Origin of the sequence: Spiroplasma endosymbiont of Thecophora atra, from assembly GCF_964019735.1 — a bacterium.
Classification (GTDB): Bacteria; Bacillota_I; Bacilli_A; order Mycoplasmatales; family VBWQ01; genus Spiroplasma_E; species Spiroplasma_E ixodetis_A.
Window position 1 is genome coordinate 1,075,910 of sequence record NZ_OZ026464.1, and the last position, 13,812, is coordinate 1,089,721.

Annotated in this window: 8 protein-coding genes; 2 read left to right on the forward strand and 6 right to left on the reverse strand. The window is 25.7% G+C overall.

From position 1 onward, the window contains the following. Positions 1–20: 20 nt before the first annotated feature. The 4 genes from AACL05_RS06100 to parE all read right to left on the reverse strand — a co-directional run bounded on the left by AACL05_RS06100 (position 21) and on the right by parE (position 7,274). On the reverse strand, positions 21–971 hold the full coding sequence (locus tag AACL05_RS06100; protein ID WP_338960666.1) for an L-lactate dehydrogenase: 951 nt from the start codon (positions 969–971) through the stop codon (positions 21–23). 246 nt (positions 972–1,217) lie between these two features. Beyond that, the gene (locus AACL05_RS06105; RefSeq protein WP_338960667.1) at positions 1,218–2,657 is read right to left on the reverse strand and encodes an NADP-dependent glyceraldehyde-3-phosphate dehydrogenase; all 1,440 of its coding nucleotides are present in this window, start codon (positions 2,655–2,657) and stop codon (positions 1,218–1,220) included. A gap of 158 nt (positions 2,658–2,815) precedes the next feature. Then, complete coding sequence (gene parC, locus AACL05_RS06110) at positions 2,816–5,329, reverse strand: DNA topoisomerase IV subunit A (protein WP_338985878.1); 2,514 nt, start codon at positions 5,327–5,329, stop codon at positions 2,816–2,818. A 22-nt stretch (positions 5,330–5,351) separates the two neighbouring features. Further along, positions 5,352–7,274 (reverse strand): DNA topoisomerase IV subunit B, encoded by a 1,923-nt coding sequence (parE, locus tag AACL05_RS06115; RefSeq protein ID WP_338960672.1) that lies wholly within the window; start codon positions 7,272–7,274, stop codon positions 5,352–5,354. Between the two features lie 354 nt (positions 7,275–7,628). On the opposite strand from parE, the gene AACL05_RS06120 reads away from it, so the two are divergent. Beyond that, positions 7,629–9,584, forward strand: coding sequence for an ankyrin repeat domain-containing protein (locus tag AACL05_RS06120; protein WP_338985880.1), 1,956 nt, complete (start codon positions 7,629–7,631; stop codon positions 9,582–9,584). Between the two features lie 113 nt (positions 9,585–9,697). Here AACL05_RS06120 and uvrC read toward each other — a convergent pair whose 3' ends face one another. Both uvrC and AACL05_RS06130 read right to left on the reverse strand, forming a co-directional pair. After that, a complete protein-coding gene (gene uvrC / locus AACL05_RS06125; RefSeq protein ID WP_338985881.1) occupies positions 9,698–11,467 on the reverse strand; it encodes an excinuclease ABC subunit UvrC in 1,770 nt (589 codons plus the stop codon). A gap of 104 nt (positions 11,468–11,571) precedes the next feature. Beyond that, the gene (locus tag AACL05_RS06130; RefSeq protein WP_338985882.1) at positions 11,572–12,696 is read right to left on the reverse strand and encodes a hypothetical protein; all 1,125 of its coding nucleotides are present in this window, start codon (positions 12,694–12,696) and stop codon (positions 11,572–11,574) included. Positions 12,697–13,041: 345 nt separating this feature from the next. Between AACL05_RS06130 and AACL05_RS06135 the strand changes: the two genes are divergently transcribed. After that, positions 13,042–13,572, forward strand: a complete 531-nt coding sequence (locus AACL05_RS06135; RefSeq protein WP_338985884.1) for a hypothetical protein — start codon at positions 13,042–13,044, stop codon at positions 13,570–13,572. Positions 13,573–13,812 lie beyond the last annotated feature (240 nt).

Consider the following 13,812-nt stretch of genomic DNA (forward strand, 5'->3'; position numbering starts at 1 on the left):
GAATAAACTACTCCTATCTTTTATTTAATAGCAGCAAAAACTGTTTCTAAAGTTTCTTTAATAATTGCACAAGATTTATCAAATGCCGTTTGCTCTTCTTTCGTTAATGGTAACTGAACTACTCTTTTTCAACCTTTTTCGTAAAGTATTGTTGGTACACCAATATAAAAACCTTGCTGTCCATATTCTCCCTGTAAATAAGCACCTGCTACTAAAACGTGATTTTGTCCTTCAAGGATATTTCTTACTAATAATGCCAATGCTGCACCAATACCATAAAAAGTTGCACGCTTTAATTTAATAATTTTATAAGCTCTTTGTGCTACTTCTTTTCTTAATTCTTCTAAATCTTTTTCTTTAATTCTACCTTCAGTAATTTGTTGATAAATAGTTTTATTACCTACCGAAACCGAACTTCAAGGAATCATTGAAGAATCACCATGTTCACCAATTACATAAGCAGCAACTGACTTTGGATTAACTGCAATTTTTTCTCCAATTAAATATTGTAAACGTAAGGTATCTAAAATTGTACCAGAACCTAATACTTGATGATAATCAAATTGTGTAATTTTTTGATAAACAGTTGTCATAATATCAACAGGATTAGATGCAATAATAGTAACACCTTTAAATCCTGATTTTTTAATTTCTAAAGCAATGCTCTTCATAATTTTGGCATTATCTGCTACCATATTTAATCTTGTTTCACCATCTTTTTGTGGTCTTCCGGCAGTAATAACAATAATATCAGCATCTTTACAATCGCTGTAATTTCCCGCCTTAATTGAAATAAAAGGATGATCTAAAGCTGCTTGACAATCAGCAAAATCAATCGCATTACCTTCAGCTATACCTTCAAAAGCATCAATTAATACATATTCTTGGGCTAAACCTTGATTAATGGCACTGTAAATAAAACTACTACCAACAGCTCCACATCCAACAAGGACAATTTTTCGTTTTGCCATATTTACCTCCATATTTTTTGCATTTCATGTAACAGTACTTTATCCTCGGCACTATTTTAATAACTTACTTTTTAAAATAAAAGTTACAATGATATGTAATATTTTTATTATGCTTTTTATATAAGAATGTTAAAAAAATAAAAATCTAATTAACAAGGACAAAAATTTATTATATTTTTATCTTACCACTATTTTAATAAAAAAATAAAACTTATTTTTTTATTAAAATAAGTTTTATTTTTTCTTTTAAATTTTTGTTTTTCAATTAATAACAATCCCTTTTGGTCTAGTAAAAGCAAGTAACGAAGGACGAATACCTTGTACGCCAAGACCCGAATCCTTAACACCAACAAAAGAAAAGTGATCGGGACCACGTTGTGACTGATCGTTAATATTAACACTTCCAACTTCTAATAATTTAGCAATACTCATTGCACTATTAATATTAGTAGTAAAAACAGAAGCTTGTAAACCATATTGTGAATCATTTGCAATATTAATTGCTTCTTTTACTTCATCAAAAATAATAATCGGCAACAATGGTGCAAAAGGTTCTTCTCATGCTAAATTCATTTTTGTTGTTACGTCAGTAATAATAGTTGGTCACATTAAATTTTCTTTAAATTTATTACCAACTAAACAATTGGCTCCTTTATCTAAAGCATCTTTAATTAATTTTTTAGCATTATCAACTGTTGGTTGATCAATAACAGGAGTAATATCACAATCATCTGTGGGCAAACCAACAGTTAACTTTTCAACTTTTTCTTTTAAAATTGGAATTAATTTGCTACTAATTTTTCTTTGTACTAACACTCTTTTAATAGCAGTACAGCGTTGTCCTGAATAACTAAATGCACCTTTAATGATTTTGGTTGCTGTATCTTCAAGATCAGCATCATTAAGCACTATTGCTGGATCTTTACCTCCTAATTCTAAAATCAAATCAGCTTTTAAAGATTTCTGTGAAATACGATTACCAACAACAGCACTACCAGTAAAAGAAATAACATTAATTGCTTCATTTTCAACTAAACTATCACCAATTTCACTACCTTTACCACTTATAGCATTAAAAACACCATTAGGAATGTTAGCTTCTTTAGCTAATTTAGCTAAGTGTAATCCCACCAATGATCCTTGTGTTGCGGGTTTAAAAACAACACTATTACCAGTCACAAGTGCTGGAAATATTTTAGAGACTGATAAATTTATCGGATAATTAAAAGGGGAAATAGCAAGAACAATTCCTTTTGGTACGTATTCAAAAACAGCTAATTTGTTCATACTTCCTCAACTATCACCTGTATAAGATTCAGGATGAAGACGTAATGCTTCTTGTAAAGTATATTCAATATATTCAACTGTTCTATCAATTTCACTGCAAGCTGCTTTTGTGCCTTTAGCAATTTCATTAGTCATTAATTCAGCAAGTATTAATTTATCGTGAATAATTAATTGTTTTCAAGAATTTAAAAAAGAAATTCTTTTTAAAATAGGCATTTGTTCTCAATTTTTTTGAGCAAATTTTGCAGATTCATATACTTTTTTAATTTCAACTTTAGTTAAGGCAGGAACTTGGCCTGCTATTTTATTAGTGGTGGGATTGATAACTGATATTCAATTACCATTTTCATACAAGTCACCATTAATTAGAGATTGATATTTAATAATATTATTTGTCATCTATACTTCCTCCTTAAATCACTACCATAATAATTATAGCATTGATATAAGTCATATCCTATTCACTCTTAACTAAAATTATTATTTAAATTTATATTATGAAAATCAAAAAAACTAATTCTTTAAAAAGTCCATAATTTTCAATAAAAAAGTTTATTTTAAATACCATTGTTGCTTTCTTTTCCATCAAAATTTTCTGATATTGATGATATATCAGCATCAATAACATCAGTTTTTAAATCAATCACTAAATTACTACCGCCAGCAATAATATCATCAACAACTACTTTGCCAGTTCCTTCATTTACCTTGCTAAGATTAATGTCACTTGCTTTAATCACTAATCATTTTTCTTTTTTCGTTAATATATTAATAAAAGATGTTGCTGGTGATAAGAAAGTTTTAATAATACTAATACTTTTACTTTTAGGAACTTTTATTACTTTATTACCTTTTGTTGTTCGTGAAGTTTGTTCAATAGTATTGAATAACATTCGTTTAATTGTTCCAACTGATGTTAACATTGCATAAATATCATTACTATTACCACAAGCCATTCCTACCACTTCATCTTCTTCAGAATTAATTTTCAAAGCTTTAACACCTGTTGCAGTTTTAGTTAATAATGGAACTTTCGTTTCTAAATATTTTAAAGTCATACCCTTGCGAGTACTAATAACAATAAAATCATGACCGGTAGTACTATTAACACTAATAACACTATCGTTCTCTTTTAATTTAACATATTTGGCGGTTTTATTAAATCTGGTAGTTGCTAACTCTAAAAGTGGCATTCTTTTAATTAAACCATATCTAGTAGCGACTACTATATTTACATTTGGCTGTTCAAAACTATTAACTTGCGCAACACTAATAATTTTTTCATTTCCTTCAAGTTTACATAACGTATTAACATGAATACCATTATCTTTCCATTTATTTTCTTCTAATTTAAAAATTGGTATTAAAAAATAATTACCTTTATTTGTAAAAAATAATAAATTATTAAAATTATTGAACATTGCTCCACCAATAATAACATCATTTGGCTTACGCCCAAAATCTTGATAATCAAGATTTTGTAAAAATACTTTACTACTTATTACCTTAATTCAACCATCATAACTAATACTAACAAATACATTTTCTTGTCGCAATGTTGCTTTTTCATCAATTGTAATTTCAGAAATTTCACCTTGAATTTGTGATTTTCTTAATCCAGAAAAATGAGAATTAATTTGTTCTAACTCAGTAATAATAACTTGACGTAGTGAATTTTCATTATTAAGAATTTCTTGTAAAACAATAATTTTACTTTCAATATCTGCTTTTTCTAAAACTAATGATTGAATATCAGTAGCAGTTAAACGATATAAACGCAATTGTACAATTGCTTCTGCTTGAATATCAGTAAAATTAAAAGCTGATATTAAATTTAATTTTGCTTGCATACGGTCAGTTGATGTTCTAATAATTTTAATTACTTTATCAACTTCACTTAATGCAATAACTAAACCATTAACAATCTCTAATCTTCGTTCTAATTGTGCTAAGTCATATTGTGAACGCTTAGTAACAACATCAATTTGATGATTAATATAAAAATCTAACATATTAATTAAACTCATTTGTACTGGTTTTTTGTTAGCAATTGCTACTAAATTAAAGTTATAATAAATTTGTAAATTGGTATTTTTAAATAAATAATTTAAAATTTCTTGTGGTTTACTATCTTCTACTAAATCAATAACTATTCGTAAACCAAAACGATCCGTTTCATCACGTACTTCTTTAATACCATGAATTTTTGCTAATGTTTTAACATCATCAATTTTTTTAATTAAATCTTGTTTAATAACTTCAAATGGAATTTCGGTAATAATTATTTGTGGAATTTCACCTTCATTATTAATATGAGTTTTGGCACGAATTGCAATTCGCCCCTTACCAGAACGATAAGCTTCTTTAATACCTTTAATCCCTTGAATAATTCCTCCGGTTGGAAAGTCAGGACCCTTAATAACACGCATTAATTCGTTTAAATTACATTGTGGATTATTAATTCTCATGACAATTGCATTAATTACTTCTTGTAAATTATGAGGTGGAATATTAGTTGCCATTCCAACGGCAATTCCAGAAGCACCATTTACTAATAAATTTGGAAAATAGGCAGGTAAAACTGTTGGTTCTGTTTCTGATTCATCAAAATTTTTAATTAAACTAATAGTATTTTTCTTAATATCCTTCAGTAATAATTCTGAAATTAATGATAAACGTGCTTCTGTATATCGCATCGCAGCAGGATTATCACCATCAATTGAACCTTTATTACCGTGCATTTGTACTAATGGTCATGCTACCTTTCACTCTTGTGCCATTCTACACATCGCAGCATAAACCGCTGTATCACCATGAGGATGATATTTACCAATTACTTCTCCAACAACACGAGCTGCTTTTTTATATGCTTTATCATTGGTTAAACCCAAATCATTCATAGCATGCAAAATTCGACGTTGAACTGGCTTCAAACCATCACGGACATCGGGCAATGCTCGTTCTAAAATAATATATTTGGCATATCGACCAAAACGTTCTGCAACAATATCATCAATAGGATAAGATAAAATTTGTTCATTATTTTTTTGAATCTCTTCTTTACTATTCATAACTTATAAACTCCTTTTTTTCTTAATAATCACTAGCTTCAAAAGAAATATTTTCTTCAATTCATTTTCGTCTTTTTTCTGGTTTATCACCCATTAATATTTGAATTTCTGTTTCTGCTGATAGAGCATCCTCAATAGTAATTTTAATTAATTGACGGACGTTTGGGTCCATAGTTGTTTCTCATAATTGTTCAGCATTCATTTCTCCTAAACCTTTATAACGTTGCAGGTCATATTTACCTTTAATTGTTTCAACTTTATCTTTTAATTCTAACTCATTTCAAACATATACATGTTTCTCTTGCTCTTCTTCTTTAAAAGAAATTTTAAATAAAGGCGGTAATGCAATATAAATATTACCCGAAGTAATTAAATCTCGCATATAACGATAGAAAAAAGTTAGTAATAAAATTTGAATATGGGCACCATCAGTATCGGCATCAGTCATAATAATGACTTTATTATAATTACAATTTTCAATACTAAATTCGTTACCAACACCAGCACCAATCGCATTAATAATCATACTAATTTCCTCATTATTAAAAAGATCAATTACTTTAGTTTTTTCGGCATTAATTACTTTTCCTTTTAACGGTAATATCGCTTGGAACTTACGATCACGACCTGACTTGGCACTGCCACCAGCGGAATCTCCTTCCACTAAAAATAATTCATTAATATTAGGATTTTTACTTTGTGCAGGCACCAATTTACCTACTAAAAATTTTTGCGTATCTTTACTTTTATTACGCAATGATTCACGTTCTTTTCTTAAAGCATTACGAATATCACGAGCCTTAATGGCTTTATCAATAATTTTTTTAGCAGCATCACTATTTTCGTGAAGTCAAAATGAAAATCTTTCATTAACAATATTATCAACAACAATTCTTGCTTCGGGCGTTCCTAATTTACCTTTTGTTTGACCTTCGTATTGAATTAAATTTTCAGGAATACGCAACGAAACAATAGCAACCAAACCTTCTCGCAAATCATTACCTTCTAAATTTTTATCTTTTGCTTTTAATAATTCTTGTTTTCTTGCATATTCATTAATAGCTTTTGTTAAACCACTTTTAAAACCAACTAAATGACTTCCACCATCAACAGTTTTAACGTTATTGGCAAACCCTACTAACGTTTCGCTATAATCTTCCGTATATTGTAATACAATTTCAACGTCAATATTATTTTGTTTACCTTTTAAACTAACAATTGGTGATAAATTTTTTTTATCTTTATTTAAATATTGCATAAAAGCAACTAAGCCATTTTCATAATGAAAAGTTTCTTCAGTACCTGTCCTCTTATCAATTAATTGAATACTTAAATCATTAATTAAAAAAGCACTTTCACGTAAATGTTGTTCAAATAAATGAACATTTCAATCACAACCTAGAAAAACACGATGAAAATCAGGTAAAAATTGTACCCTAGTTCCTGTTTTATAAGTGTTACCAATCATTTTTAAACTTTGATCAATCTTACCACCATTTTTAAATTTAATTTCATGAATTTTTTTATCACGATGAATAGTAACAATCATTCAATTACTTAAAGCATTTACTACTGAAGCACCAACGCCATGTAAACCACCCGAGGTTTTATAACTATTAGTGTCAAATTTTCCACCAGCATGTAAAACCGTATAAATAACTTCGGGAGTACTTTTTTTTGAAGCATGCATACCAGTTGGAACACCACGACCATTGTCTTCAACAGTAACTGACTTATCAACATTAATAGTAACAACAATACTAGTACAAAAACCAGCTAATGCTTCATCAATACCATTATCAACAATTTCTCAAACTAGATGATGAAGACCACGATTATCAGTAGAACCAATATACATTCCAGGTCTTTTTCTAACTGCTTCTAGACCTTCTAAAATTTGAATTGATGATTCATTATAAACACTGTTTTTTGGTTTATTTGCCATGAAAAAAAACTCCTTACTACAATTTACTTCATTTTCATTTTATCATATATTTATTTAAAGATAATGTCAATAAAAGAACTAAATCAATTTTATAATTTAAAGTTAAAGGTTTCTATACAAAATTTAAGATAATACATTTAAAATAAATATTTAACTAATAATTTTTAATTATTAATAAAACAGCTATAAAAATAAATATAAAAAAACTATTAACTTTTAAATTAATTAAAAGTTAATATTTGAATCATAAAAAAAATAAATATAATAATCTTATAAAGATTATAGAATTTTATCGCTTACTTATTTTAATGTTTACAAAATAAATGGGTTTTTTATTGTTAAAGGAGTAAAAAAATGAATGACGATTTAAATGAAAAATTAATAAATAGTGCTTGAAATGGCGATTTAGATACAATTAATATTTTACTGATAAATAATTGTGCTGATGTTAATTATTTAACTATAAATAATTTTAGTGCTTTAACACTAGCCGCCTGAAATGGACACTTAAATATCGTTAAAACTTTACTAGAAAATGATGCTAATATTAATCATGCTAATATATTTGGTAATACTGCTTTATTATTAGCTGCTGAAAATAATCATATTGAAATAGTTAATACACTAATAGAAAATAACGCTAATATTAATCATGAAAATAATGGTAATGAAACTGCTTTAATCTTAGCTGCTAAAAACGGACACTTAAATATCGTTAATATCTTAATAATGCAACATAATATTAATATTGATCATCCTAATAATTTTAATAATACTGCTTTAACACTAACTGCTAAAAACGGACACTTAAATATCGTTAATGTATTAATAACACATAATGCCAATGTTAATCATATAAATGAAGATAATGATGAAACCGCTTTAATCTTAGCTGCCAGAAACGGACACCATGAAATCATTAATCTCTTAATCGATAATTTTGCTAATATTAATCATGAAAATCGTTATGGTGATACAGCTTTAATATGAGCCGCCAGAAACGGACACTTAAATATTGTTAATAGCTTAATAATGCAACATAATATTAATATTAATCATGAAAATATAGAAGGTTACACTGCTTTCAAGTGAGCCGCTACAAACGGATATTTAGATATAACTAATGTTATAATAGCGCATAATGCTAATACCGATCATACAAATCAAATAAATAATAATGCTTTAATATGAAGCGCGCGAAATGGTTATCTAAATATAGTTAATAGTTTAATAATACATAATACCAATATTAATTATGTAAATGAAAAAGGTGATACAGCTTTAATATGAAGTACTTGAAAAGGTTATTTGGAAATAGTTAACACTTTACTAGCAAAAAATGTTAATGTTAATTATTCAGATCAATCTGGTTACAGTCCTTTAATGATAGCTGCTAAAAATGGTTTTTTAGAAATTACTAATGCTTTAATAAAAAATGGCGCCAATGTTAATCATACAAATCAAGTTGGTGATACCGCTTTAATCTTAGCTGCTAAAAATGGTTTTTTAAAAATTGTTAATAGTTTAATAGAAAATAACGCTAATCTTAATTATGCAAATCAAAATGGTAATACAGCTTTAATGATGGCCAATAAAAATAACCATATAAAAATAGCAAGAATAATCGAACAAATAAATCAAATAAATCAACTAAAGGCAGAAAATTTAATAAATGCTAAAGAAATGATACTAAACATTAATAATGTTTTAAATGAACAACTAAAAAAAACTAATAAAATAAAAGATAATCAAAATGATAATGAAATTTGAAAAAATAATCAAGAAGAAATTATTGAAATCATTGATAACTATAAACATAATTTAAATCAAAAACTTAAAAATATTAATTCAGAACTTAATAATCATTCTCTAAAAAAAGATTTTATTAATATTCTAAAGTTTGGAAAAGAAAATTATTCATTATTACATATAGCAGTATTAAATGATTGACAAAAATTAGTAACTTATTTAATAAATGAATGACCAGTTGATATTGATTATCAAAATAACTCAGGAAATTCAGCATGAAATCACGCTTGTATGTTATTACAACCAAAAAATACTTTGACTATTAAAAAAGAACATCAATTAACTTATAAAAATAAAGTATTTATAAAACAATTAATTCCTTCATCTCCAAATTGAAATCCAATTGAAAAAAAGAAATTAATAAAAATGCTAGTGAAAATAGAAAAAAAATTATTGACTATTATATGCCAAAAGATAAAAATAGTATTGAGAGTTGAGAACATATTAGTAGTATCGATTTACAAATGCAAAATTCTTTCACAAACGAAAGCAATACGTTAAAATTTTCAATATCTTAAAACATTAAGATATTTTTTATCTAACTTTTGATATTTTTACATTAGTAACTTAGATAAATATCTTATTTACGTTATTATTTATTTCTTAATAACATATTATTCAAAACTATGTAATTCTTTTCATAGTTTTTCTAAAATTACTTTTGATTTAACTAATGATGAAAGTTCTGTTTTTGTAGCATTTTGCAATAATTGTCAAGTTGGAAATTGCTGTAATATTTTATTTTGTAATTGTAAACCAATTCCTGGTACTGATGATAAAACACTACTTATCATTGATTGACTTCGCTTTGCTTTATGATATTTAATTGCATAATTATGAACTTGATCTTGTAATTTACTCAAAAATAAAAAACAAGCATCAGTCTTAGGAATATTAATAATTTGCATTTTATCATTTATAATTTTATCAGTTTGATGTTTTTTATTTTTAACTAATCCAATAATAGGAATTGTTAAGTTTAATAATGTTAGTTGTTCTAATGTAGCACTAATTTGTGGTTTTCCACCATCAACAATAATTAAATCAGGAAGTGGCAATTTATTAATAACTAAGTGATGATATCTACGATAAATCATTTCACAAAAACGATGATAATCATCAACAATTTTTGGATCTAATAAAAATTTGCGATAATCATTAAAACTAGGATTACCATTCTTATAAACAATCATACCACCAACACTAGCACTTTGTTGAAGATTAGAAACATCAAAAACCTCTAAATGATTTAAATTAGGAATTTTTAATCATTGTGATAATACTTTCATCATATTTAACGGCGCATTAAACTGATTAGTCTGTAAATAATTATTTCATGCATAAATGGCATTGGTTTTTGCCAATGTTAAAATATGTTCTTTTGTTCCTTTAATTGGATTAATAAATTTTATTTGTGGAAATAATAATTTTAATTGTTTTAAATCAATATTTGATGGTAAATATATTTCATTTGGCAATGTATTTTTACTATATAGTTGTTGACAATAATTACGAATTAAATCTTGAATTTCTAAGTAATTATTTTGAACTATTTGTTCATCTTTAGCTTGCAATTTACCATTACGATAAAATAAAGTAATTAAAACAACCATTTCATCTTCAATTAAAAAATTAATAAAATCGCGATTTCCATAATCTTGAAACTCAACAACTTGTTGTGATAAAAATAGATCTATTTTTGATAACAAAATTTTAATACGATTAGCATTTTCAAATTGTAAGTTTTCAACACTAATATTCATATTATTAATTAATATTTTTTTAACAGCAGTAACATTCCCTTTGAAAAATTGATCAATTTTACTAATCATATCTTCATAATAAGTAATAGGTACTGATTTAAAACAAGCGCCAGAACATTGCTGTAAATGATAATATAAACAAGGTTTACCAAGATTACCAGCACATTTTCGTAATGGAAAAATTCGTTCCAATAACTTTAAAATTTCACGCGCACCAGTACCATCGGGAAATGGTCCATAATAATGTCCCTCTTTTTTAGTAGCACTACGTACATAACGATATTGTGGATCACGATTATTAGTGATTTGAATATAAGGATATTTTTTATCATCTGTTAACAAAATATTATATTTAGGATGATGTTTTTTAATCAATGTTTGTTCTAAAATTAAAGCCTCTTTTTCATTAGATGTCGTAATGTATTCAACATCATGAATATCATTAACTAATAACATTGTTTTAAAATTACTGGCTTTATTTAAATATGAAGTTACTCGTTTTTTTAATGAATTAGCTTTACCAACATAAATTAAATTATTATGTATATCTTTAAATAAATAGCATCCAGCAATATTAGGTAAAAGTTTAATTTTCATTTGTAGTAAAGATTTTTCTGCCATTAGTTCACCTAAATTTATTAACAAATTAAAAGATACTTTGATTTTAACATTAATATAATGTTTTATCCTAAAGTAAACTCTTAATTTTATTCATTATTAATTACTTATGATTCGTTATTAATAATAGTATCGTTATCATTAATAATTTCACGATTTAAAATACTATCTTCTAAACTTTTTTTAACTACCAGAGTACCTTTGCTATTACTCATTACATCTTTTTGTTTTTCAGGGTCAATTTTACCAAAAGGAGTTAAATAACTATTTTCATTAAAATAAACAATAGGTGAAGAAGATTTATTGATAATGTCACTATTATCATTTTGTTTTATTTCATTTTGTTTTATTTCATTTTGTTTTATTTCTACTTTTTTTACTGGTGATATAGGTGGTTCCTTCTTTGATTCCTTATTAAAATTATTTTCTTTTCTAAAAGATTTTTTAACTTGTTTATCAATTAATAATTTTTCTTTTTTTAACTTAATATGTTTTTGTTTTAAATCAGCATTTATTTTATTTTTTTGCTTTTTATTTTTATTATTAATAATAATTTGTTTAATAATTTGTTTAATAATTTGTTTAATAATTTGTTTCATTTTGCTAAAGAAAATAAAAGGTTTATTAAAAATAAATAAACAAGTTAAAGAAAAAATACTAATAAAGTTTGCAATTAAATTAGTAACAAAAAAACCATAATTAAAAATACCTATTAAAACATTACTAATAATGCCACCAGTAGCATATGCTGGAAAAAAGGTTTCAACACTAAAGTCTTTAAAAGAAATTGGTGAAGCAAAAAAACCTAGATAATTATTTATAGCATTTGTATTTCATCATGTTTTAACGTATATTTCACTAATATTTAATAGGTTTAAATTATAATAACTAGTTCATAAATTATTCTTTCCTAAAATTATTAAAGTTAAAGTTTGTGTTGTCCAACAACTAATCACTAAAAATAAAAAAGTAACAAAAATATACTTCAATTTAAATTGCATGCTATAACCAAAAGCTAAAGGAATAATCATTAAAAAAAGAAAGAAATAAACAGCATATTTCACTCATCCAAATAAAAAAGAAAAAAGAAAATCATCAAGTACTTTACCAATTATTGAAAATCTAGTTAAACTAACTATTAGGAAAAAGAAGATTACTAATAAGAAAAAAAGTAACCCAACTTCATCACCACGAGATTGAGATTTTGATATTTTAATGCCATTTTTAATCATAAGAATATCACCTCTTAACAGTCTCCACAAAATAACTTATAAAAATAGTATAACATAATTGATATATGTAATATCTTTCTATAATCGATTTTTGATTTATTATTGCAAAAGAACAATAATATTTTTTTAATACTTTTATCATAAAAAATGTATTATTTAAATTTCATATTCATTATTTTCTAGATTTTAAAAATTTAAAATAAATCATTTTTCTTATTTATATTTATTTAACAATTAATTTATATAATATTATATAATCATTGTAAACTTAATATAAGTTTTACCCGTTGCTTCATTTAAAGTAAAATGGGTTTTTATTTTCTAATTTTAAAGCGGACATAAACAATGTGAGGTTTTAATAAAAATAAAAAAGAAGAACAAGAAAGACAAAAAGAAGCCGAAAAACAAGCAGAACAACTACGAAAAATTGAAAGAGACCAAACTAAATTAAAAGCCGAAAGAGAAGAAAGAAAAAGACAAAAAGAAGAACAAGAAAAAAAAGAAAGACAAAGAGAAGCCGAAAAACAAGCAGAACAACTACGAAAAATTGAAAGAGACCAAGCTAGATTAAAAGCCGAAAGAGAAGAAAGACAAAAACAAAAAGAAAAAAGAGAAAGAGAAGAAAAAAATAGAAAAGCCGAAGAAGAAAGCCAACCTGTAAAAGAAGCAAATGAATATATGGAAAAACAAAGAATAGAAAGAGAAGCAAAACGAGAAAAAATTTTTCAAGAAAAATTAAAAGAAGATAGAACTAAAGAATTAAGAGAACGTGCCAGAGCAGCTGAAGAAGATGAAAGACAAAAAAGAGAACGTGCAGAAGCAGAAAATGCAGCAAAAATAAAAGGTAAAGGACATTATAATCCATGAAATTTTTAAATTTTAAATTTTTCTATTAATTTATATAATGTAGTTTACAAAGTTATTGGATTTTTAATTAATAAAATAAAAAATTTCTTCAACCGAAACTAATATACAAGTTGAAGAAATTTTTTTATTACTTTCAAATTTTCCAGCAATAATTTTCATGTTTTTTTACTAAATGCACTATAAATTATTTTAAATTGATTTTCAATAGTCTTTAGTATTTTTCTAAACTGGTTCTAATTTAGTAAACAT